The sequence below is a fragment of the Streptomyces araujoniae genome (assembly GCF_050871195.1).
Classification (GTDB): domain Bacteria; phylum Actinomycetota; class Actinomycetes; order Streptomycetales; family Streptomycetaceae; genus Streptomyces; species Streptomyces bacillaris.
Window position 1 is genome coordinate 5,907,091 of sequence record NZ_CP194070.1, and the last position, 22,390, is coordinate 5,929,480.

Annotated in this window: 15 protein-coding genes and 1 pseudogene; 5 read left to right on the forward strand and 11 right to left on the reverse strand. The window is 73.5% G+C overall.

Translation table 11 applies throughout. From position 1 onward, the window contains the following. The first annotated feature begins 114 nt into the window (after nt 1-114). The 5 genes from ACQ9ZG_RS25615 to ACQ9ZG_RS25635 all read left to right on the forward strand — a co-directional run bounded on the left by ACQ9ZG_RS25615 (nt 115) and on the right by ACQ9ZG_RS25635 (nt 7,972). Nucleotides 115-3,942 carry a serine protease gene (locus ACQ9ZG_RS25615; RefSeq protein WP_499281261.1) on the forward strand — a complete coding sequence of 1,276 codons (3,828 nt, stop codon included), beginning with the start codon at nt 115-117 and terminating at the stop codon, nt 3,940-3,942. Nucleotides 3,943-3,988: 46 nt separating this feature from the next. Continuing rightward, on the forward strand, nt 3,989-4,945 hold the full coding sequence (locus ACQ9ZG_RS25620; RefSeq protein ID WP_084991808.1) for a bifunctional riboflavin kinase/FAD synthetase: 957 nt from the start codon (nt 3,989-3,991) through the stop codon (nt 4,943-4,945). A 49-nt stretch (nt 4,946-4,994) separates the two neighbouring features. Beyond that, on the forward strand, nt 4,995-6,107 hold the full coding sequence (locus ACQ9ZG_RS25625) for an XdhC family protein (protein ID WP_499281262.1): 1,113 nt from the start codon (nt 4,995-4,997) through the stop codon (nt 6,105-6,107). Nucleotides 6,108-6,318: 211 nt separating this feature from the next. Beyond that, entirely contained in the window at nt 6,319-7,101 is a 783-nt protein-coding gene (locus ACQ9ZG_RS25630; protein WP_258312029.1) for a transposase family protein, read from the forward strand. Nucleotides 7,102-7,201: 100 nt separating this feature from the next. Next, complete coding sequence (locus ACQ9ZG_RS25635) at nt 7,202-7,972, forward strand: transposase (protein ID WP_109914620.1); 771 nt, start codon at nt 7,202-7,204, stop codon at nt 7,970-7,972. Between the two features lie 261 nt (nt 7,973-8,233). Here ACQ9ZG_RS25635 and ACQ9ZG_RS25640 read toward each other — a convergent pair whose 3' ends face one another. The 11 genes and pseudogenes from ACQ9ZG_RS25640 to eccE all read right to left on the reverse strand — a co-directional run bounded on the left by ACQ9ZG_RS25640 (nt 8,234) and on the right by eccE (nt 22,249). After that, a complete protein-coding gene (locus ACQ9ZG_RS25640; protein WP_258312029.1) occupies nt 8,234-9,016 on the reverse strand; it encodes a transposase family protein in 783 nt (260 codons plus the stop codon). 213 nt (nt 9,017-9,229) lie between these two features. Next, a pseudogene (locus ACQ9ZG_RS25645) lies at nt 9,230-9,633 on the reverse strand (ArsR/SmtB family transcription factor); the annotation flags it as partial. Nucleotides 9,634-9,665: 32 nt separating this feature from the next. Then, on the reverse strand, nt 9,666-10,703 hold the full coding sequence (locus ACQ9ZG_RS25650) for an oligopeptide/dipeptide ABC transporter ATP-binding protein (protein ID WP_109914318.1): 1,038 nt from the start codon (nt 10,701-10,703) through the stop codon (nt 9,666-9,668). Beyond that, nucleotides 10,700-11,755, reverse strand: coding sequence for an ABC transporter ATP-binding protein (locus tag ACQ9ZG_RS25655; protein ID WP_386698524.1), 1,056 nt, complete (start codon nt 11,753-11,755; stop codon nt 10,700-10,702). The genes ACQ9ZG_RS25650 and ACQ9ZG_RS25655 overlap by 4 nt, the downstream gene beginning before the upstream one ends. Beyond that, the gene (locus tag ACQ9ZG_RS25660) at nt 11,752-12,723 is read right to left on the reverse strand and encodes an ABC transporter permease (RefSeq protein WP_187330534.1); all 972 of its coding nucleotides are present in this window, start codon (nt 12,721-12,723) and stop codon (nt 11,752-11,754) included. Before ACQ9ZG_RS25660 ends, ACQ9ZG_RS25655 begins: the two co-directional genes overlap by 4 nt. Next, nucleotides 12,720-13,811, reverse strand: coding sequence for an ABC transporter permease (locus ACQ9ZG_RS25665; protein WP_028419414.1), 1,092 nt, complete (start codon nt 13,809-13,811; stop codon nt 12,720-12,722). The genes ACQ9ZG_RS25660 and ACQ9ZG_RS25665 overlap by 4 nt, the downstream gene beginning before the upstream one ends. A 3-nt stretch (nt 13,812-13,814) precedes the next feature. Next, entirely contained in the window at nt 13,815-15,692 is a 1,878-nt protein-coding gene (locus ACQ9ZG_RS25670; RefSeq protein WP_099219148.1) for an ABC transporter substrate-binding protein, read from the reverse strand. 196 nt (nt 15,693-15,888) lie between these two features. Then, nucleotides 15,889-19,359, reverse strand: coding sequence for an SCO5717 family growth-regulating ATPase (locus ACQ9ZG_RS25675; RefSeq protein ID WP_499281263.1), 3,471 nt, complete (start codon nt 19,357-19,359; stop codon nt 15,889-15,891). A 381-nt stretch (nt 19,360-19,740) separates the two neighbouring features. After that, nucleotides 19,741-19,974: a DUF397 domain-containing protein gene (locus ACQ9ZG_RS25680; RefSeq protein WP_026237653.1), complete on the reverse strand. Its 234-nt coding sequence runs from the start codon at nt 19,972-19,974 to the stop codon at nt 19,741-19,743. Between the two features lie 98 nt (nt 19,975-20,072). Continuing rightward, nucleotides 20,073-20,801: a hypothetical protein gene (locus ACQ9ZG_RS25685; protein ID WP_050451702.1), complete on the reverse strand. Its 729-nt coding sequence runs from the start codon at nt 20,799-20,801 to the stop codon at nt 20,073-20,075. An 86-nt stretch (nt 20,802-20,887) separates the two neighbouring features. Then, nucleotides 20,888-22,249 carry a type VII secretion protein EccE gene (gene eccE / locus ACQ9ZG_RS25690; RefSeq protein WP_499281264.1) on the reverse strand — a complete coding sequence of 454 codons (1,362 nt, stop codon included), beginning with the start codon at nt 22,247-22,249 and terminating at the stop codon, nt 20,888-20,890. Nucleotides 22,250-22,390 lie beyond the last annotated feature (141 nt).

Here is a 22,390-nt window from a genome sequence, read left to right on the forward strand (position 1 = left end):
GGTCACGGCTATTCACCCCATTGGACGGGCGCTCGGAGTGAACACCGGGGGCGCGGGGGGCGCTTTCGCCCTCCGCGCTACGCCGCACGATCACCGGCGGCCTACGGTCGGACCATGGGCAGTGGGGACCGGTCGACGCTGGTGAGAATCTGTGATCAGGCCGGCCGGCCGCGGGGGACGGGCTTCGTCGCGGACGACCGCGGCACGGTCGTCACCGCCCACCAGGCCACCACCGCCCCCGGCCCGTACCTCCTGCACGGCACCGACGGCCGCACCTGCTCCATCGGCGCCGACGACATCACCCCGCTCCCCGCCCTCGGCCTCGCCCTCCTGCGTACGGGCGGCTCCGGGACGCTCGACGTGGAGCCGCTGCCCATCGCCGTACGGGAACGGATCGAGCCCGGGAGCTACGTCGGGATCGCCGCCCACGGCCGCCGCGAGGCCCGGGTCCTCGGCACCGCCCCCGCCACCTACACCGCCCCGGACGGCACCCATCCGGTCCCGGCAGCCCTGGAGCTGGCCCTCGGCACCGACGGGCGCGACGCCCTGCGCTCGGGCGGAGCGGCCGTCGGGGGACCGGTCACGGACCCGGCCACGGGCGCGGTGCTCGGCCTGCTGTGCACCGCCCTCACCACCCCGTACGAGTCCGCCGGGCTCGCCCTGCCCCTCCCGCGCGGCGCCGACGCCACCCTCGACGCCCTCCTCGCCCGCAACGCCACCGCCGCCCCCGCCTACGGCCCCGACCTCAACCTCGCCGGGGTCCTCCAGCTCACCGCCACCTCCGTCGGCTCGGCGGACGGGCCCGAGCCGCGCACCGTCCCCGTCGAACGCGAGGACATCCACGCCGAGTTCACCGCCTTCGAAGCCGGTACGGCCACGGTCCTGGGCCTCGTCGGCGGACCCGGCACCGGCCGCACCACCGAGCTGGCCGCCCTCGCCGCCCGCCGCGCCGACCGGGGAGCGCCCGCCCCCACGCTCTGGCTGCGCGGCGCCGACCTGCTCGCCGACGACACCTCCGTGGCGGAAGCGGCCGACCGTACGCTGACCCGCTCGGCCCGGATCGTCGCCGCCACCGGGGCCCCCGGCGACATGGCGACGGCGACCGCCGAGCGCGTCGCCCGCCTCGCGGCCGACGCGGGCCACCCCCTCCTCGTGGTCCTGGACGGCCCCGAGGAGATGCCGCCGCTGCTGGCCCACCGGCTGGCCGAGTGGACGGCGGGCACCGCCCGCTGGCTGCGCGAGCACCGCGTCCGGCTCGTCGTCGCCTGCCGGCCCGAGCACTGGGAGACCGCCGGGGCCCTCCACCCGCCGGACGCCCTGCACCGCCCCCGGCGGCCCGCCCGCGGCCTCCCGTCCTCGCTGCGCCTGGCCGACCTCACCCGGGCCCAGGCCGAACAGGCGCGGGAGCGGTTCGACATCCCGCCGCACGCCCTCGCCCCGGGCCACGACCGGCACCCGCTCACCCTGCGGCTGCTCGCGGAGGTCCGCGAGGCCCTGCCGCCCGGCGTCCAGGGCCGCCCCGACACGGAGGACGTCTTCGGCGCCCACCTGGACCTGATGTGCGTGCGCATCGCCGTCCGGATCGCGGCCGCCGCCGGTGAGCAGCCCCGGGGCGCCGCCGTCCGCCGGCTGGCCGCCCGGGTCGCGGGCCAGGTCCACGAGGCGGCCCGGCGCTGTCTGGGCCCGGGCCAGGGGGAGCTGGACCGGGAGGCGTTCGAGGAGATCTTCCCCTGGCGCACCGGGTGGGCCTCGGCCGTGCTCACGGAGGGGCTGCTCGTCCCGGCGGGGGCCGGTTACCGCTTCGCCCACGAGGAGCTGGGCGACTGGGTCCAGGGCGCGCACCTGGACCTGGACGCGGCCCTGCGCTCCCTGGTGCACCGCTGGCACCGGGGGAGCGGGGGGCGGCGCGCCGCCGGTGGGCGGACCGGTGGGGCCGGTGCCGGTGTTGGTGTCGGTGTCGCCGTCCGTCCTGGTGTCGCGGGCATGCCCGGTGCCGCGGGTGGGCCCGGTGCCGGTGGGGCGCTCGGCCCGGACCGGACGGCGTACCGGAGGAGGAGGGGCGCGCCGGACCCGGTGGCGGGTTCCCCCGGGGCCGGGGAGCCGCGCCTCGGTGACGCGCCGCCCGAGGGCGACGGCGAGCCCCGCTCCCTTCCCGTGCCCCGGCACCGGATCGGGCCGGTGATCCAGGCGATGGTGCTGCTCGGCCGCCGCCAGGGCACCGCCGCCCTCGCGCACCGGATGGCCGACCTGATCGAGGCGCTGGACCGGCTGTGGACGTACGAGGGGCAGCAGGGCGAACGCCCCCGCCGCGGCCCCCGGGACGAGGACGCCGCTTGGTGGGCGGCGCACCTGCTCGCCGGAAGCCTGCTCCGGGTGGCCGACGCCCGCCCGTATCTGGGCGTCCTGCGGGTCCTCGCCGGCCGTATCACCCGGTGCGCGGCGGCCACCGCGGGAGCCGCCGGGGGACCGGCGGGGCCGGGGGCGTACGGGGAGTTCGGCCCCTGGTTCTGGCGGCGGCTCCGGCTGCCCGAGGAGGACCGGATCGACCTCCTCCGCCGTCTGGTCCCCGCCGACGGGGTGCCTCGCACCGACGGCGACGAGCGCTATCTCGACGCGGTGGCCCGCCGTCTGGGCTACGACCCCTCCACCGTGCAGCCGCTGCTCTGCCGCTGGTTCACCGACGAGCGCCCGCTGCTGTTCGCCGCCGGCGCCCCCGGCGCCGCTGGCGCCCCCGAAGTCCCCGGAGCACCGGAGGAGGGCAGCCTGCGCCCCACCGTGGCCGACGCCGCGCAGGCCCTGCTCTACGCCCGCCGGGACCTGGCCGTCGACGAGCTGGCCGACGCCCTGATCGCCACCCCGCACACCCGGGCCGGTGAGCTGCTCGCCGCCCTCGCGGAGGACGAGCCCACCGCGCTCTGCCGGGCCGTCGAACGGTGGGCCCGTGACGAGGACCGCCCGGCCCGCCGCTCCGCCGCCGCCCGGTACGCCGGACTGCTCCAGCCCCGGATCACCGCCGAGGGCGACCGGGCGCTGCTCCGGTCCGCCGCCGGGATCCTGGTGGCGCGCCCGGAGGACCGGGAGCTGCACCCGGCCGCCCTCACCCTCCTCGTCCGGGACCCGAAGTCGCGCGGCCGCCACCTCCCGCAGGCCCTCCGCCTCTTCGCCCACGGGGAGCCCGGCCTCACCGTGGAGCTGCTCGCGGAGGTCTTCCCGGCCCACCCCGAGCCGGTCCTCGCCGCCCTCCGCGCCCGGCTGGCCCACCCGGGCGAGGCCGCGGCGGCGGTGCTGCGGGCCCTCGCCGGGCTCGACACCCCCGCCCTCGCGCTGCACGTCGCCGGGCTCGTACGGGAGTACATCGACGCCCACCCCGACGACGGCACCCACGCCGCCGAGTACGTGGACCTCCGGCTGGAACACGGGCCCGCCGCCCGCGCCCTGCTGCTGCCCCTGGTCACCGGCCTGCTCCGGGACCGCCCCGCCCCGCCCCCCGTACGCGCCGCCCTCGCCCGGGTCCTCGCCGGGGCCGGGTCCACCGCCTCCCGGCCGCTGCGGGCCGAGCTGCTGGAGGTGCTGCTGGAGTTCGAGGGGACCACCGGACGCGACCCGGACGTGCTGGACGCCCTCCTCCGGGCCGCCGCCGACGGAGCCCACGGCCGCCCCGAGATCCGCACGCGCGCGCTCGTCCACCGCACCGGCATGCTCCTCGTGCGCACCCCCGAAGGCGCCGCCCGCTTCGACCGCAGCCTGGTCGAACTCGCCCGTGACGTGCCCGGATTCGCCGCCCTCGTCCTCCGCTGGCTCAGCGACGCCCCGCAGGAGTGGGCCGCGGTGGTCGGCCCCAGCGCCCGGCACACCGTGGAGGCGTCGGAGACATCACGTCGGGCGATGCCGATGCCGATGCAGGCGGCGGGGCGTGAGCATGGCAGTCTTAGACCTGCGTAACGGCACACCTACACACGTACACGGGTTCGGGCGAGGAGCGGTCACAGTGCAGCGCTGGCGTGGCTTGGAGGACATCCCCCAGGACTGGGGACGCAGCGTCGTCACCATCGGCTCCTACGACGGCGTGCACCGCGGCCACCAGCTGATCATCGGCCGGGCCGTCGAGCGCGCCCGTGAGCTGGGAGTCCCGTCCGTCGTGGTCACCTTCGACCCGCACCCCAGCGAGGTCGTCCGCCCCGGCAGCCACCCGCCGCTGCTGGCCCCGCACCACCGCCGAGCCGAACTGATGGCGGCACTGGGCGTGGACGCGGTGCTGATCCTGCCGTTCACCGCGGAGTTCTCCAAGCTGTCGCCGGCCGACTTCATCGTGAAGGTCCTCGTCGACAAGCTCCACGCGAAGGCCGTCATCGAGGGCCCCAACTTCCGCTTCGGCCACAAGGCCGCCGGGAACGTGGCCCTGCTCACCGAGCTGGGCGCCACCTACGACTACGGCGTCGAGGTCATCGACCTGTTCGTGACCGGTGCGGCCGGCGGCGGCCAGCCGTTCTCCTCCACCCTCACCCGCCGGCTGGTTGCCGAGGGCGATGTCACCGGCGCCGCCGAGATCCTCGGCCGTCCGCACCGGGTGGAGGGCATCGTGGTGCGCGGCGCCCAGCGCGGCCGCGAGCTGGGCTTCCCCACGGCCAACGTGGAGACCCTCCCGCACACCGCGATCCCGGCCGACGGCGTCTACGCGGGGTGGCTGGAGGTGGCGGGCGAGTCGATGCCCGCCGCCATCTCGGTCGGCACCAACCCGCAGTTCGACGGCACCGAGCGCACGGTGGAGGCCTACGCGATCGACCGCGTCGGCCTCGACCTGTACGGGCTGCACGTGGCCGTCGACTTCCTCGCGTACGTCCGCGGGATGCTGAAGTTCGACACGATCGACGACCTCCTGGTGGCGATGGCCGCCGACGTGAAGCGGTGCAGCGAGCTGGTCGCCGCCTACGACCGCACCCACTGACGCACCCCTTCCCCGTGCACCCGGCCCGGGGACGGCGGATGCTGGCAGGGTGCGCGACATCCTGCCCGGCCTCCGCTCCCGCTGCGCCGCCGGTACGCCCCTCGCCCTGGCGACCGTCGTCGCCGTGCACGGCAGCGCGCCCCGCGAACCGGGCGCGGTCATGGCCGTCGACGCGGAGGGCACCGTGCTCGGCAGCGTCTCCGGGGGCTGTGTCGAGGCCGATGTGTACGAGGTCGCCCGCGAGGTGCTCGCCGGAGCGGCACCCCGCGTGGTGTCGTACGGGATCAGCGACGACGAGGCGTTCGGCGTCGGGCTGACGTGCGGCGGCACCATCGAGGTGCTGGTCCGCGCGTACGCCACCGGGTCCGAGCCGGCCGGTCTCACGGCCCTCCTCGACCTGATCGCCGCCGATGTGCCGGTCGCGGAGGCCACGGTCCTCTCCGGTGCGGCGGAGACCGGCGCCCGCATGGTGGTCCGCGCCACCGGCGTCACCGGCACTCTCGGTACGGAAGGGCTCGATGCGGCCGTCACGGACGACGCCCGGGGCCTGCTGGAACAGGGCCTCACCGGCATCCAGTGGTACGGGGCGCGCGGCCAGCGACGGATGGCGGAGGTCGCGGTCTTCGTCCGGTCCCACACCCCGCCGCCCCGGATGCTCGTCTTCGGCGCCATCGACCACGCGGCGGCCACCGCCCGCATCGGCTCCTTCCTCGGCTACCGGGTCACCGTCTGCGACGCCCGCCCCGCCTTCGCCACCCGGGAACGCTTCCCGACGGCCGACGAGGTGGTGTGCGCCTGGCCGCACGACTGTCTGGAGGCGACCGAGGTCGACGCCCGCACGGTGATCTGCGTCCTCACCCACGACCCCAAGTTCGACGTGCCCCTGCTGGTCGCCGCCCTGCGCACCCCCGCCGCGTACATCGGCGTCATGGGCAGCCGCCGCACCCACGACGACCGCCTCGCCCGGCTCCGCGAGGCCGGGGTGGACGAGGCGCACCTGTCCCGCCTCGCCTCACCCGTGGGCCTCGACCTCGGAGCCCGTACGCCGGAGGAGACGGCGGTCTCCATCGCCGCCGAGATCATCCAGCACCGCTGGGGCGGCACGGGGCGCCCGCTGGCCGAGCTGTCGGGGGCGATCCACCACAGGGGGTCTCGTCCCTAACGAGCTCGTGCACGGTAGGCGGTGAGGCGTCCGGCGCCTGATCGTCGATCATGGTCGTGTGGTGGGGAACGCGTCTCGTGTAGCGATCATCAGCGATCGGAGGATTACCGGCCTGTCGGCTGACGTGATCGCCGAACTCGTCGCTGAGGTGGGGCCGCTGTGGCACGACCGGCATCAGGCCAAGCTCGCGTCCAGGCCGCGGAAGCGGGCTGTGGGCGCGGGTGCGAAGCACCGGCTGGTGTTCGTCGACCGGCTCCTGGCGACGCTCGTGCATCTGCGCCATGCCGTCACTCATGACGTGCTGGCCTGCTGGTTCGGTGTGGACCGCTCCACCATCACCCGGGCCATCGGCGAGGTGCGGCCCCTGCTCGCCGAGCGGGGGTGCACCATCGGCCCGGGTGTGCGGCTGCGGACACTGGCCGAGGTCCTCGACCACCTCGGAGCCAGCGGGAAGACCGGCATCATCGACGGAACCGAGATCCGCGTCAGGCGCCCGGCCGCCGGGCGCAAGGACCGGGACAAGTTCATCTCCGGCAAGAGCAAGCAGAACGCGGTCAAGACCATGGTCGTCACGGACGGCGACAGCCGCGTCCTCTTCTGCAGCCCGGCTCAGCACGGCAGCTGCGCAGACATCACCCACGCCCGCCAATTAGGGCTGGTCAAGCTCCTGGACGGCGGACCAGCATTGGAGATCCTCGCGGATGCCGGCTACCAGGGTCTGGGCGCCCAGACTGGCGGGCGCGTGGTGACGCCACCGCACCGCAAGTTCAAGAAGAACGCCCCGGACTGGTACGAAGAGATGCACGAGCGCCAGCGCAAGGCGCACTCCTCACGACGCATCCGCGTCGAGCACGGCATCGCCCATCTGAAGAACTGGCGGGCACTGGCCCGCCACCTCGGCCGCCGCGAGCACATCAGTGACACCATGCAAGCCGTCGCCGCCCTACTTTCCCACCAACAGACCGCTGACCAGACTCCGGCATGCACCATGTGAAACATCAGGCCCCGCCGAGGGCCCACGACGCCTCACCGCCTACCGCGCACGAGCTCGTAAAGGTTGTTGCAGAACGTCTGGGATAGGGCATTCCTCTTGTATGGGCGGGGTGTTGCGGGCTGAGCCGTTGTGGGTGGAGACATTCACCGGCTTACGGATGGGCCGGTTCGAGAAGTTGGTGAAGGCGGTACGGGAGCGGGGAGGTAATGGTCCCGGTGGCGGCCGGCCGTGGTGCCTGCCGCTGGCGGACCGGGTCCTGCTGGTGGCCGTCTACTACCGCACCAACCTCACGATGCGGCAGCTCGCCCCGCTCTTCGGGATCTCCCCGGCCACCGTCTGCCGGGTCATCCAGCGCCTGCGGCCGCTTCTTGCGCTGGAGCCGGCGCCGCGGCCCGTCGCGGACGTCGAACGGTTGTGGATCGTGGACGGAACCCTCGTCCCGGTCCGTGACCGTACGGTCGCCGCGTCCTCCCGCAACTACCGGTTCTCGGCGAATGTGCAGGTCATCATTGATGCGGACAGCCGCCTGGTGATCGCCTCAGCCCGCCCCGTCCCCGGCAACAAGGCCGACGCCCACGCCTGGCGGGAATCGGACCTTCCCGCCATCGCGGCCGGGACAACGGTCATCGCCGACGGCGCCTACCTGGGCACCGGACTGATCGTCCCGCACCGCAAGAGATCCGGACGCCCACTCCTGCGCGGCCAGGAGGAGGACAACGCCGAACACCGGCGCGTCCGCGCCCGCGTCGAGCACACCTTCGCCCGCATGAAGAACTGGAAAATCCTCCGCGACTGCCGCCAGAAAGGAGACGGACTCCACCACGCCGTCCAAGCCATCGCCACCATGCACAACCTCGCCATGACCGGCTGAACCAGCAGGTCAAACACCACTTTGGCCTGCCCACACCCACCCTTCTGCAACAACCTTTAAAGGTTGTTGCACAAGGCCCGAACGATCTTCAGATTCAGCCTCCGGGCGTCGGCCAGGCCGGTGGAAAACGGTGCACAAACGGGCAGTTGATCATGCCCGGGGTGGCCGGATCCGGGCGTGATCGCCGTTGTGCAACAACCTTTACGAGCTCGTGCGCGGTAGGCGGTGAGGCGTCGTGGGCCCTCGGCGGGGCCTGATGTTTCACATGGTGCATGCCGGAGTCTGGTCAGCGGTCTGTTGGTGGGAAAGTAGGGCGGCGACGGCTTGCATGGTGTCACTGATGTGCTCGCGGCGGCCGAGGTGGCGGGCCAGTGCCCGCCAGTTCTTCAGATGGGCGATGCCGTGCTCGACGCGGATGCGTCGTGAGGAGTGCGCCTTGCGCTGGCGCTCGTGCATCTCTTCGTACCAGTCCGGGGCGTTCTTCTTGAACTTGCGGTGCGGTGGCGTCACCACGCGCCCGCCAGTCTGGGCGCCCAGACCCTGGTAGCCGGCATCCGCGAGGATCTCCAATGCTGGTCCGCCGTCCAGGAGCTTGACCAGCCCTAATTGGCGGGCGTGGGTGATGTCTGCGCAGCTGCCGTGCTGAGCCGGGCTGCAGAAGAGGACGCGGCTGTCGCCGTCCGTGACGACCATGGTCTTGACCGCGTTCTGCTTGCTCTTGCCGGAGATGAACTTGTCCCGGTCCTTGCGCCCGGCGGCCGGGCGCCTGACGCGGATCTCGGTTCCGTCGATGATGCCGGTCTTCCCGCTGGCTCCGAGGTGGTCGAGGACCTCGGCCAGTGTCCGCAGCCGCACACCCGGGCCGATGGTGCACCCCCGCTCGGCGAGCAGGGGCCGCACCTCGCCGATGGCCCGGGTGATGGTGGAGCGGTCCACACCGAACCAGCAGGCCAGCACGTCATGAGTGACGGCATGGCGCAGATGCACGAGCGTCGCCAGGAGCCGGTCGACGAACACCAGCCGGTGCTTCGCACCCGCGCCCACAGCCCGCTTCCGCGGCCTGGACGCGAGCTTGGCCTGATGCCGGTCGTGCCACAGCGGCCCCACCTCAGCGACGAGTTCGGCGATCACGTCAGCCGACAGGCCGGTAATCCTCCGATCGCTGATGATCGCTACACGAGACGCGTTCCCCACCACACGACCATGATCGACGATCAGGCGCCGGACGCCTCACCGCCTACCGTGCACGAGCTCGTTAGGGACTGTCGTCAAACTGCCGCCTGTCTGCCGGGTGCGCAGCGCGTAGGGGGAGGCGACGGACTGCTGGTAGGAGAGGGCGGCCTCCGGTTCCCGCTCGGCCGGCTCCGGGGCGTCGAACCACGTCGGCCGGTGCACCGAACGCCACCAGCGCTCGCGGGCGTTGCCGCCTTCCGTGTCCTCCTCGACGAAGCCCGCCGCGCCGAGCTGACGCAGGTGGTAGCTGGCCGTCCCGGAGTTCACCCCCAGCCGTTCCGCGAGCCGGGTGGCCGTGGACTGGCCGTGCTTCCGCAGCAGCCCGACCAACTGCACACGGACCGGACGGGCCATGGCGCGCAGCCTTCGGCATCGAGGACGACCGACCGCTCGTCCGGTGACGGGGCGTCGGAGGGCGGCCTCGGCACCGGGGCGAACCTCGCGGCCCGGACCACCGGCCTCAGACCACCGGTACGTCGGCGGACCCGCCCCCGTTCCCTCCGCCGCACGCCGCCGCCCAGTGGCACGCCACCTGGGCCTCCCCGCCGCCGTTCAGCACCGGCAGGTCCACCGTGCGGCACGCCTCCGCCACCCCGGCCCGCTCCGCCTCGCCCGAGGCGAGGACCTGGCAGCGGACGTGGAAGCGGCAGCCGGACGGGACCTTCGAGGGGTCCGGGGGCTCGCCGGTCAGGACGACCGGTTCGCCCTCCGCCTCCGGGAGGACGGACAGCAGGGCCTGGGTGTACGGGTGCCGAGGGGCCGTGAGCAACTGCTCGACCGGGCCCGTCTCGACGATCCGGCCGAGGTACATCACCGCCACCCGGTCCGCGATGTTCCACGCGAGCCCCAGGTCATGGGTGACGACGAGCGCCGAGAGGCCCAGTTCGTCGCGGAGGCGCAGGAGGAGGGCCAGGATCTCGCCCCGTACCGACGCGTCCAGCGACGCCACCGGTTCGTCCGCCACGATCAGCTCCGGCTCCAGGACCAGGGCTCCGGCGATCACCACACGCTGGCGCTGGCCGCCCGACAGCTCGTGCGGATAGCGCAGGAAGAACCGTTCCGGCGGACGCAGGCCCGCCCGCGAGAGGGCCTGGGAGACGGCCGCCCGCTCGTCACCCGCGTACCCGTGGATGCGCAGCCCCTCGGCCACCGCGTCGTACACCGTGTGGCGCGGGTTGAGCGAGCCGCTGGGGTCCTGGAGCACCAGCTGCACGCGCTTCCGGTACGCCTTCAGAGCCCGGCCCGCGTAGTCCAGCGGGGCTCCGGCGAAGGCGACCCGGCCGGCGGTGGGCGGGACCAGGCCGAGCAGCGAGCGGGCGAGCGTCGTCTTGCCGCACCCCGACTCACCGACCAGCGCCACGATCTCGCCGGGGCGGATGTCGAGATCGACGCCGTCTACCGCGCGGGCGGTGGCGGCCCCGCGCCGGCCGGGGAAGGAGACCTTCAGGGCCTCGGCGCTGAGGAGGGGGGTGGTGCGGAGGGGAGGGGCCGTGCTCATGACGTGCTCCTTGAATCGTCGGCGGCCGGGGCGTTCACCAGCACGCACGCCGCCCGCCGCTCGCCCCCGGCCTCCCGCAGCTCCTGGTCCTCCGTGGCGCAGGAGTCCAGGGCCACCGGGCAGCGCGGATGGAACGTACAGCCGCCCGGCAGCGCCGCCGGGTCCGGCGGGTCGCCCGGCAGGCCGCGCGGGGCGCGCCGGGAGGCCGGGTCCCCGATCCGCGGGAAGGCGGCGGAGAGCGCCCGGCCGTACGGGTGGCGGGCCTCCGCGTACACCTGCCGGGCCGGGCCCTCCTCGACGACCCTGCCCGCGTACATCACCGAGAGCCGGTCGCAGGTGTCCGCCAGCACCGCCAGGTCATGGCTGATCATGATGAGCCCCACGTCCTGGTCGGCCACCAGCTGCTCGATCAGCCGCAGGATCTGGGCCTGGATCATCACGTCCAGGGCCGTCGTCGGCTCGTCCGCGATGATCAGGCGCGGGTCGCAGGCGAGCGCCATCGCGATCATCACGCGCTGCCGCTGACCGCCCGACAGCTCGTGCGGATACGCCTGGGCACGGGCGGCGGGCAGGCCGACCTGCTCCAGCAGCTCCCCGGCGCGCTTGCGGGCGGCGGCCGGGGTGGTCTTGGTGCTGTGCAGCAGGATCGGTTCCGCGATCTGGTCCCCGACCCGGTGGACCGCGTTGAGCGAGTGCATCGCGCCCTGGAAGACGATCGACGCGCCCGCCCAGCGGACCGCCCGCAGCCGCCCCCACTTCATGGTGAGGACGTCCTCGCCGTCGAGCAGGATCTCCCCGGTGAGCTTCGCCGTCGCGGGCAGCAGCCGCAGCAGCGCGAGGGCCAGCGTGGACTTGCCGCAGCCGGACTCCCCGGCGATCCCGAGCTTCTGCCCGGCCTCGACCCGGAGATCGACGCCCCGTACGGCCGGGACGGTTCCTCCGTACGTGACGGTCAGGTTCCGCACCTCCAGCAGCGGCGGGTCACCGACCGGTTCCGGGAGGCCGGGCGACGCGGACGGCTCCGGGCCGGTCGTGGTGGTCGTGGCCGTCAACGGGACACCCCCAGCTTCGGGTTGAGCACGGACTCGACGGCCCGGCCGCAGAGCGTGAAGGCGAGCGCGACCACCGCGATGGCGAGGCCGGGCGGTGCGAGGTACCACCAGTTGCCGGAGCTGACCGCCCCCGCCTCCCGGGCGTCCTGGAGCAGCCCGCCCCAGGAGACGATCGTCGGATCGCCCAGCCCGAGGAAGGCGAGGGTGGCCTCGGTGAGGATGGCGGTGGAGATCACCAGCGTGGTCTGGGCGAGCACCAGCGGCATCACGTTCGGCAGGACGTGGCGGGACATGATGTGCCCGTGCCCGCCGCCGAGCGCCCGCGAGCGTTCGATGTACGGGCGGGACTCGACCGAGAGCGTCTGGGCCCGGACCAGCCGGGCGGTCGTCGGCCAGGTCGTCACGCCGATCGCGAGGATCGTCGTCCAGACCGACCGGGAGAGCACCGTGGCCAGGGCGATGGCCAGGACGAGCGTCGGCATCACCAGGAACCAGTCGGTGATCCGCATGACGACCGTCGCGTACCAGCCCTTGAAGTGGCCCGCCGTGATCCCGATCAGGGTCCCGATCGCCACGGAGAGGAAGGCGGCGAGCAGGCCGACGGTGAGCGAGACCCGGGTGCCCCAGAGCAACAGGGCCAGCAGGCTGCGCCCGAACTGGTCGGTGCCGAGCGGGAACCGGCCGCTGGGGGCCTCCATCGGACCGCCCGGCGCGTCGGTCACGCTCTTCGAGTCGGCCCCCACCAGCAGCGGGGCGGCCAGTGCCAGCAGGGCGATCACCACGAGCACGGCGAGGCCGACGAGACCGGCGCGGTGGGTGCGGTACTGCTGCCAGAAGCGGAGGGCGGCCTGCCGGCGCCGGGCCCGGGTGAGGGCGCGCGGGCTCTGCGCCCGGACGGCCTCGGGCGGGCCGGACGGCCTCTCCGCGGGCTCCGGGGGCTCCTGGTGCTTCTCCATGGACGTCGTCATCGGCCCACCCGGGGATCGAGCAGCGGATAGATCACATCGGCCAGCGTGTTCATCAGGATCACCGCGGAGGCGAAGACGAAGAACAGCGCCTGCACCAACGGCAGGTCCGGCACGCTCAGCGCCTGGTAGAAGAGGCCGCCGAGCCCCGGCCACGAGAAGACCGTCTCCACCAGGATCGCCCCGGCCACCGTCGTACCGAGGTTCACGAAGAGCAGCGTCACCGTCGGCAGCATCGCGTTGGGCACGGCGTGCTTCCGGCGTACGAGGTCGTCCCGCAGCCCCTTGGCGCGGGCCGTGGTGAGGTAGTCGCTGCCCATCTCGTCCAGCAGCGATGAGCGCATCACCAGCAGGGTGCGCGCGTACTCCACCGCGACCAGCGTGATGACCGGCAGCACCATGTGGTGGGCGATGTCGAGGACGCGGTCGAAGCCGGTGGTGGAGCCGGACTCCATGCCCCCGGTCGGGAAGAGCCCCGGGAGCGGGCCGATGCCGACCGACAGGGTGACGATGAGGAGGAGGCCCAGCCAGAACGACGGCACGGAGTAGAGCGTCAGCGCGAACGCCGTGCCGGCCCGGTCCCCGGCGGAGCCGTTGCGCCAGGCCGAGCGGGCACCCAGCCAGATGCCGAGCAGCGTGTAGATCACGAACGCGGTGCCGGTGAGCAGGAGGGTCGCGGGCAGCGCCTCGGTGATCTTGTCCATGACGGGGGCCCGGAACTGGTACGACGTACCGAAATCGCCGGTCAGGGCCTTGCCGCAGTACTGCGTGAACTGCTGCCAGAGCGGCAGGTCGAGCCCGAACTCGCGGCGCATCGCCGCGATCTGCTCGGTCGACACCTGACGGCCGCCGGTCATCTGCTTGACCGGGTCGCCCGGGATCAGCCGGAAGAGGAAGAAGCTGGTGACGAGGACGGCGAAGAGGGAGACGGCCGCCCCGGCCAGCTTCCCCGCCGCGTAGCGGAGGTAGGCGGCCGTGGTGCGGGAGCGCGGGGAGCGGTCCGGCGGCCCGGCCGGAGCCGGGCCGCCGGATGCGGTGCTCTCCACACCCGCCGCGCCTTTGACCAGCGCGGGAGTGGATTCTGAGCTCATGGACTATTCACGGTCTTCCGCGGTCGAGCGGCGGCGCATGGCGAACAGCAGTCCGCCACCGACGAGGACGACGACGGCGATCCCGACCCCGACGAGCACCCCGGTGGAGGAGCCACCGGAGTCGGAGGAGGCCGACGAGGAGGCGCCCGCGGCCGGAACCGCCGACCACCAGCTCCAGTAGCCGTCCTGGCCGTAGATGTTGCCCCCGTCCGACGGCATGGTGGTGATGGACGCGATGTGGTCGGTGCGGTAGGCCTCGACGGCATTCGGGTACGCCATGACGTTCATGTACCCGGTGTCGTACAGCCGCGACTCCAGTTGCCGGACAAGTTCCGCCCGCTTGGCGGGGTCGTACTCGGCCAGTTGCTTCTTGTACAGCTCGTCGTACTGCTTGTCGCAGATGAAGTTGTCGGTCGCCGCCGACTCCTTCGCCTTGGCGGGCAGCGCGGCGCAGGTGTGGATGGAGAGGACGAAGTCGGGGTCCGGGTTGACCGACCAGCCGTCGAAGGCGAGGTCGTACTCGCCCGCGTACCAGGGGTCCGAGACGTTGTCGAGGCAGTCGACCTTCAGCCCGACGCCCAGATCGCCCCACCACTCCTGGAGGTACTTGCCGATCGCCTTGTCGTTGGGGTCGGTGGCGTGGCAGAGGATACGGAAGTCCAGCGGCCTGCCGTCCTTTCCGACGCGCTTGCCCGCACTGTTCTTCCGGTACCCGGCCTCGTCCAGCAGCGCGGCGGCCGCCGCCGGGTCGTAGGAGAGCTTCTGCTCGGCCGACGGCTTCCAGAAGTAGTCCGCGAAGCGCGGCGGGATGTACCCCTCGCCCTCCACGGCATGGCCCTGGAAGACCTTGTCGATGATCGTCTTCCGGTCGACCGAACGGAACAGCGCGTGCCGCACCTTCTGGTCCAGCAGCGCCGGGTGCCCGTCACCGAACTTCTCGCCGTCCTTGGTACGGGCTCCGGGGTTGACGGCCAGCGCGAAGAAGCGGCGGCCCGGGGCGTCGTTCACCTTGATGTCCGGGGCGTTCTCCAGCGAGGCGGACTGGGCCGGGGTCAGGCTGGGGCTGCCCGCGACGAAGGAGACCTCACCCTTGCGCAGGGCGGCGACGGCCGCGTCCTGGTCCTTGTAGTAGCGGAAGACCAGCTCGTCGAACTTGGGCGAGCCGCGCCAGAAGTCCTTGTTGGCCTTGAGCTTCACATAGCTGTCGACCTTGTAGTCCGTCAGGATGAACGGACCGTTCCCCACGATGGGGAAGTCCTTGTCGTTGTTGAACTTGGAGAAGTCGTCGACCTTCTCCCAGACGTGCTTCGGGACGATCGGCACGTCCAGCGCGGCCATCGTGGCCTGCGGCTCCTTCAGCCTGATGACCAGCTTGTCCTTGCCGGTCGCGGTCACCTCCTCGAAGTTGCCGACGAAGCTGCCGTTGGAGGTGGCCGCCCCCTCGTCGGTCATCATCTTGTTGAAGGTCCAGGCCGCGTCCTCGGCGGTGGCCTGCTGCCCGTCGGACCACTTGGAGTCCGACCGGATCGTGTACGTCCACGTCAGCTTGTCCTCGGACGGCTCCCAGGCGGTGGCGAGCCCCGGGATCGCCCGGCTGTCCTTGGCGTCGTAGTTGGTCAGGTAGTCGTACATGAGCCGGTGGATGCTCGTGCTCAGCAGCCGCTGGGCGAGGAACGGGCTCAGCGAGTCGACGCTCTGCGCGACGGCGACCGTGAGCGTCGTCTTCCCGCCGTCGGCACGCGCCTCGGAGGGCGCGGGTGCGAGCGGGTTTCCCGGGACGACGGCCCCGGCGGTGAGCGCCAGGGCGGCCGCGCCCGAGGCCAGCAGCGTACGCAGGCGCCTGCCGGGCCGGGGGGTGCGGGAGGAGACTCTTGTGACCATGGACGGTGACCTCGCGTCATCACTCGCTTGAGAAGGCGGGTTGATCTCTGGTTCGCCAGTTGGTGAAGCGAAGGTCTATCAGCGGTCGGGAGGCTCGTCAACGGTCCGTCAAACCGCGTGTGGGCTGCGGAAACAGGCCAAAGGGCCCGCACCGCGCGAGCGGTACGGGCCCTCATTGGTCTACACCTCTAACGCCTCACTGGTGAGGAGCCTGCGGTGGCTGCGGAGGCGTCTGCGGCCGGCCCCCGGGCGGCACCGGACCCTCCAGGCCGGCCCGGCCCTCCGGGTCGTCCGGGCCACCCGGCCGCCCCTGCGGCGGGGCCGCGGGCGCCGGTCCACCCGATTGGGCCCGCGGGTCACCTGTTCGGTCCCCGGGGTGGTTCGGCGCGCCGGGGTGGGGGTGGTTCGGCGCTGCGGGCTGGGCGTGCGGGGGCGCTCCGGGCTGGGAGTGCTGGGGTGTTCCCGGCTGGGCCTGCGGGGGGAGCGGCTGCCAGCCGTTCTGCGGCCCGGCCGCCGGGCCGGGCTGCGGGGGGTAGGGCTGCTGCGGGGGCTGCGGTGCGCCCGGCTGTCCGGCCGCCTGGTATCCCCCGTACGGCGGCTGCGGCTGCGGCTGGCCGGGGTAGGGGGGCTGCCCCGGGTGTCCCGGCATCGGCTGACCGGGGTGGCCCTGCTGAGCGGGCCGGCCGGGGTGCGGCTGCTGGTAGGGCTGGCCGGGGCCGGGCTGCTGGGGAGCGTACGGCTGCTGCCCGCCGGGGCCCGGCTGCTGCTGTGACGGGTAGGGCTGCTGCCCGCCGGGGTGCGGCTGCTGCTGTGACGGGTAGGGCTGCTGCCCGCCGGGGTGCGGCTGCTGGGACGGGTAGGGCTGCTGCGGTACGCCGGGGTGCTGTGGGGGATACCCCTGCTGACCGGGGGCCGGCGGGCCCGCGACCTGGCCGGGCACGGGCGCACCGGGCGCCTGGCTGGGCGCCTGACCCGGCATGGGCTGCCCCGGCACCTGACCCGGCATCTGCTGACCCGGCGTCTGCTGGCCCGGCATCGGCTGGCCCGGGGCCGGGTATCCCTGCTGGCCGGGCAGCGGCGGGGCGTACTGAGGGGGCGGGTTCTGACCGTCCGAGGTCCACAGCCCCTGCTGCTGCTGGGCGCGGGCGAAGTCCTCCGCTACGAGGGCCGAGAGGTTGAAGTACGCCTCCCGGGTCTTCGGCCGCATCATGTCGAGGTCGACCTCGGCGCCCGCCGCCAGGTGCTCGTCGAACGGGACGACCACGACACCCCGGCAGCGCGTCTCGAAGTGCTGCACGATGTCGTCGACCTTGATCATCTTGCCGGTCTCGCGGACCCCCGAGATGACGGTGATCGACCGCTGCACCAGCTCCGCGTACCCGTGTGCCGAGAGCCAGTCCAGCGTGGTGGAGGCGCTGGAGGCGCCGTCGACGGAGGGCGTCGAGATGATGATCAGCTGGTCGGCCAGGTCCAGCACCCCGCGCATCGCGCTGTAGAGGAGGCCGGTGCCCGAGTCGGTGAGGATGATCGGGTACTGCTTGCCGAGCACGTCGATGGCGCGCCGGTAGTCCTCGTCGTTGAACGTCGTGGAGACGGCCGGGTCCACGTCGTTGGCGATGATCTCCAGACCGGAGGGCGCCTGCGAGGTGAACCGCCGGATGTCCATGTACGAGTTGAGGTACGGGATCGCCTGGACCAGGTCGCGGATGGTCGCCCCGGTCTCGCGGCGCACCCGGCGGCCCAGCGTGCCCGCGTCCGGGTTGGCGTCGATGGCGAGGATCTTGTCCTGCCGCTCGGTGGCCAGGGTCGAGCCCAGCGCGGTCGTGGTGGTGGTCTTGCCGACGCCGCCCTTGAGGCTGATGACGGCGATGCGGTAGCAGGAGAGCACCGGCGTACGGATCAGCTCCAGCTTGCGCAGCCGCTCGGCCTCCTCCTTCTTGCCGCCCAGCCTGAACCGGGAGGCGGCGGAGGGGTTCCGGCTGCTCTTCGCCTTCTGCTTGCCGCGCACGAGCCGGTCGGAGGACAGTTCGACGGCCGCCGTGTAGCCCAGCGGCGCACCCGGCACCGAACGCTCGCGCTGGTCGTGCGTGACCGGGGTGGGCCAGGCGCCACCGGCACGCGGGTCGACGGGCGGCTGCCCCGGCTGTCCCGGCTGCTGGCCGTGCTGAGGGCCGTGCTGTTGGTACGGCTCCGGCTGCTGCGGGGTGGCGGGGGCGGCGGGCGCGGGCAGGTTGGGCGTTGCCTGGGCGGGGAGGGGGGCCGACTGCTGGTGCTGCTGGTGCTGCTGGTGCTGCTGGTGCTGCTGGGGTGCGTCGTGGGTCGGGGCCTGGGGCGGCTGGGGCTGCGGGAAGCCGTAACCTCCCGGCCCCGGGGTGCCGTGCGGGAAGCCGTAGCCGCCGGGCCCCGGAGCACCTTGCGGGGAGCCGTAACCACCCGCGCCCTGGGGAGCCTGGGGGTGGGCCTGGGGTGGCAGGGGGGCGCCGCCCGGAGCGGCCGGTGCGCCGTGCGGCCCCTGGCCGGGGAACGAGTGGGGCGGCTGGGGCTCCTGATGCTGGGGCGCCTGCGGGAAGCCGTAGCCCCCGGGGGCCTCCGCGGGCGGCACGGGCGCGGGCCACTGGGCCGCGGGCTGCGGTGCGAGGGGCTGGGGCGTGGCCGGCTGGAAGGCGGGCGGCAGCGGCGGCAGCGCGTTCCCGTCGGCGGGCGCGGACCACGGCACCGGTGCGGCCGATGTCTGCGGTGCGGGCAGGGCGGCGGGCGGGGCGGTGGGAAGCTCCGGGGGCGGGGCATCCTCGGGGACTGCGGTTTCGGGAGCCATGTCTCCGGGGGCCGCGTCTCCGGTCGCCGCGTCCTGCGGCACGGCCTCGGCGGGGGTGTCGTCGTCGGCCGCCGAGGCGTTCGTCTCGCCGTCGGGCGCGGCCACGTCGGTGGCGTCCGCCTGCTTCGGCTCGTCCGCTTCGGCCGGCACCTTGGTCCCGGCGTCCGAGTCCGCGTCCGCGTCGGAGTCCCCGGTCGCGGCGTGGTCGGCGGGGGCCGGATCGGAGCCCGTACCGCCGGTGGCCGGGGAACTCGCCTCCGTACGGGAGGAGTCCGCAGCACCCTCCGTACGGGAAGCCTCCGCCGCCGCCTCGCGCTCCGCGATCTCCCGCTTCAGGGCGGCCGGGGAGAAGCGCATCGTGGCACCGCTCTCCACATCGCCGCCCCCGAACGTGCCCGGGTCGTCACCGGCCCCTTCGGCGGAGGCGGCGGGAGCAGCGGGAGCGATGGGAGCGGCCGGGGTGGCAGGAGGCGTGGGCGCACCGGGAACGAGAGGCCCGACCGGATCGGCGGGCGCGTCCGCCACCGGCGCGGCCGGAGCCGCAGGAGGGGTGGACGGAGCATCCGGAGCCGACGAGGCCGGCGGGGCCGGGGGAGCAGGCGTCCAGTTGGGGTCGAAGCCGCCCGGGGACGGCTGTGCCGGTACGGACAGGGGAGCACCGTGCGGCGGCGGAGGCGGGGCCAGAGGGGAGCCCGAGCCGCCCGACGAATCCCCCGCCGCGTTCTGCGTGTACCAGGCGGGAGGGGTGTAGTCGATGGTGAACTCACCCGTCATCTCGGCGGGTTCCGCGTCGGACGACTCGTCGACGGGCGTGTTCCATCCGCCGCGGATCTCGTCCCGATCGCTGTTCACTGTGCCTCCTGGTGTGGTCGAGCACCCTTGTGCCGTGGTGGGTGGGGGCGACCGGTCTCACAGGCCCGGTACGCCCGGCTCTCCCCCTTGCGACGCGCACTACCCGCTCGCAGGTTTCTTCTGCCGCGCCCCACCCACCCTAATCGCCATCGGGGGCACTCCGGCAGGCCGTACCGCCCGGCAAAGAACGGCGGGGAACGACAAGCGACGGCAAGGGACGACAAGGGGCAACAGGGAACGACAGGGGACGGCAAGGAGTGGAAAGGAACGGCAAGGAGCTGAAAGGAACGGGAAGGGACGGGAAGGGACGGAGAAAGGAGGGGAAGGAACGGCGAAGGGTGGCGACCGGGTCCGGCCACCACCCCGTACCGCCGGCGGCGCCTACTTGAGGTCGAACTCACCGTCGCGCGCACCCAGGACGAACGCCCGCCACTCCGCCTCCGTGTACCGCAGGACGGTGTCGGGGTCCAGGGAGGAGCGCATGGCGACCGCGCCACCGGGCAGATGGGCGATCTCGACCCGCTCCTCCTCCTGCTCGGTGCCGGGTGCGCACAGCCACTCCACGCCCGAGATGTCCAGAGCGTAGAGCTCGTCCTTTTCCTGCTGGGTGCCCATGCCGGCGTCCCTTCCGATCGAACTGTCGAACTGCCTGTGGTGCTGCGTGATCCATGCTCCCTGGCGGGAGGGGGCCATGAGGTGCGAACGGAGAGGAATCAGTCCATCCGGCGAGCGGTGCCCAGCAGACCCGTCTCCGCGTCCGTCGCGCTCGTCATCACCCAGTGGTGCTCGCGCCCCGCCACCCAGAGCGTCACCCCGTCCGCCAGCGTCGGCAGCGCCTCGCTCTCGGCCGGGGCGAGCCCCAGGATGCGGCCGATCTGCTGTGCTTCGTCGGGCGAGACCCGCTGGATGCCCACGAGCGCCGACGAGCGCATCAACCGGGGCGCCACCGGGCTGAGATAGGGGAGCAGCGTCAGCACGGACTGCCAGGGGGAGGAGACGACCCGGCCGCGGGGCGGCCGCATACCGCAGTCCCGGATCACCACCACGGGGCTGCCGACCGTGGCGCCCGTCGGCGGAACCCGCCCCACGTCGTACAGGGAGACGCACTCCAGACCGGCGCCCGCCGCCCGGGCCAGCGTGGTCCAGGCCTGCATCCGGCCGGTCTCGACCGCCACCCGGGCTCCGGTGCCCGCGGCCCGCAGCGCCAGCACCTGCGCCGTCCACAGGCCGCCGATGAGCGTGACGTCGTACGGGACAGGGCGGTGGAACCCGATCAACTGCGGGCGCCCCTCCGCGTCGTCGCCGATGATCACGCCGTCGTCACCGACCGGGAGCGAGAGGGCGCCCAGATGGCCGGTGGGCACGGTGTGGCCCGCGTGGCGGGGGCCGAGCAGCCCGCGCCTGGCCCCGATCCGCTCCGTGACCCCGCGTCCGCGCCCCACTGCCCTGCCCCTCCCCGAACCGTCCCTGCCCGAACCGTCCCTGCCCGAACCGTCCCTCTCCGAACCGTCCCTCCTCGACGTGCCCCTCACCGGGCGCCTCCCAGCGGAAGCGTCGCCAGCACGCCCGGCAGCTGTTCGCGGTCCAGCCGCGCCAGACCCACCTTGGCGTGCCGGGCGGCCTGCTCCAACGTCCTGCGTACGCCGACGAGTTCGGTGTCCGACCCGCCGGTCACCCGGACATGGCCGCTGACGCCCGTCTCGCCCTGCCGGGCGCCGCGCCGTACGGTCAGACTGAAGGTCGTGGCGTACGCGGGGACCGACGTCAGCAGCGCGACCAGCTGCGGGAGCGGCGTCGCTCCCCGGCCCAACTGGGGCCAGCGGTCCACGGCGTACGTGGTGTGCCACCGGTCGTCGCACCGCCAGACCCGCGGGGTCTCCATCGTGCGCCGCTGCGGCGCTGCGTCCGGGCGTCCGGCGCGGCCCGAGAGCAGGGGGTTGGCACAGGCGGACGTGGCGACGGCCGAGTTCAGCTCGTCCTGGTCCAGCACCACCGCCCGGAACCCGGCCCCCGTGATCCGGCTCGCCACATGGTCCGCGGCCCGCACCAGGGCGCGCTGGGCCCCCTCGATCCCGCCGCCGCGCGCCTCGATGGCCTCCCGGCACAGCTCCGGGTCCAGCTTGAGCGCCACCCAGGTCATCCGGAGCGCGGGCGCCCCGGTCCTGTCCTGAAGGGGCCCGTAGGAGAGGCGGGCCACCGACTGCTGCGGCAGATGGGGCGCGGGAGCGGCCCGTACCTGCTGCACCAACTGCGCCGACTCCAGCACGATGTCGTCGACCTGGAGGGCGTCGCCCAGCAGCGACAGCGGGAGCGAGCGGGCGCCGAACGCGGGGCGCAACGCCTCACCGCTCGCCTCCACCCGGACCGCGGCGGTCAGGAAGGTGCCGTCACCGAGCATGCCCACCGTGCGGTGGTCCCGGTCGACATAGATATAAGGAGCGAAACCGGGGACGTTCTCCGCGACCGGGGCGAGCATCGGCTCGGCGTCCGTGCCCGCCGCCGAGGCCGCCCGCCGCCGGGCCTTCAGCGTGAGGGCGCCCGACAGCCAGTCCTGGAGCGCGCGGCCCCGGCGGCGTACCACCGCGAGCAGCACCAGGGCCACCGTCAGCACCCCGGCGGGCACCAGCCACGCACCGCCCAGCACCGCACCCACGACGGCCACCGCGAGCGCCGCCTCGATGATCACCAACTGCCGCCGCAGGGGCCGCACCCGGTCGGTGCGCGCGATGGCGCGCAGGGTGGTGGCCGCGGGGGTGCCCGACGCGGAGTCCGGCGTGGTGGCGGGGGGTGTGCCGGCAGCACCGCCGCCACCGTTGCTGCGTTGCCGCCGGGAAGAACCGGAGGCCCGGCGACCGGACCGCCCAGTACGCTCGCGCGTGGCTGCACCCATTGCCGCATTGCCCCCTCGTGTCCCGTATTCGCCGTTTTCCGTACGGGTGTTGATCGGTTGGTCACCCTACCTGAGCAGTGGAGGCCGGACCCCTGGAGGCATAGTAGGGGCCCGGTGCGACAGCGGGGGCCGACGGTGCGT

Coding starts and splice junctions, on each gene's coding strand:
- ACQ9ZG_RS25615 (WP_499281261.1), top strand. CDS start 115: ATGGGCAGTGGGGACCGGTCGACGCTGGTGAGAATCTGTGATCAGGCC.
- ACQ9ZG_RS25635 (WP_109914620.1), top strand. CDS start 7,202: ATGGGCGGGGTGTTGCGGGCTGAGCCGTTGTGGGTGGAGACATTCACC.
- ACQ9ZG_RS25650 (WP_109914318.1), bottom strand. CDS start 10,703: ATGAGCACGGCCCCTCCCCTCCGCACCACCCCCCTCCTCAGCGCCGAG.
- ACQ9ZG_RS25660 (WP_187330534.1), bottom strand. CDS start 12,723: ATGACGACGTCCATGGAGAAGCACCAGGAGCCCCCGGAGCCCGCGGAG.
- ACQ9ZG_RS25665 (WP_028419414.1), bottom strand. CDS start 13,811: ATGAGCTCAGAATCCACTCCCGCGCTGGTCAAAGGCGCGGCGGGTGTG.
- ACQ9ZG_RS25670 (WP_099219148.1), bottom strand. CDS start 15,692: ATGGTCACAAGAGTCTCCTCCCGCACCCCCCGGCCCGGCAGGCGCCTG.
- ACQ9ZG_RS25680 (WP_026237653.1), bottom strand. CDS start 19,974: ATGGGCACCCAGCAGGAAAAGGACGAGCTCTACGCTCTGGACATCTCG.
- eccE (WP_499281264.1), bottom strand. CDS start 22,249: ATGGGTGCAGCCACGCGCGAGCGTACTGGGCGGTCCGGTCGCCGGGCC.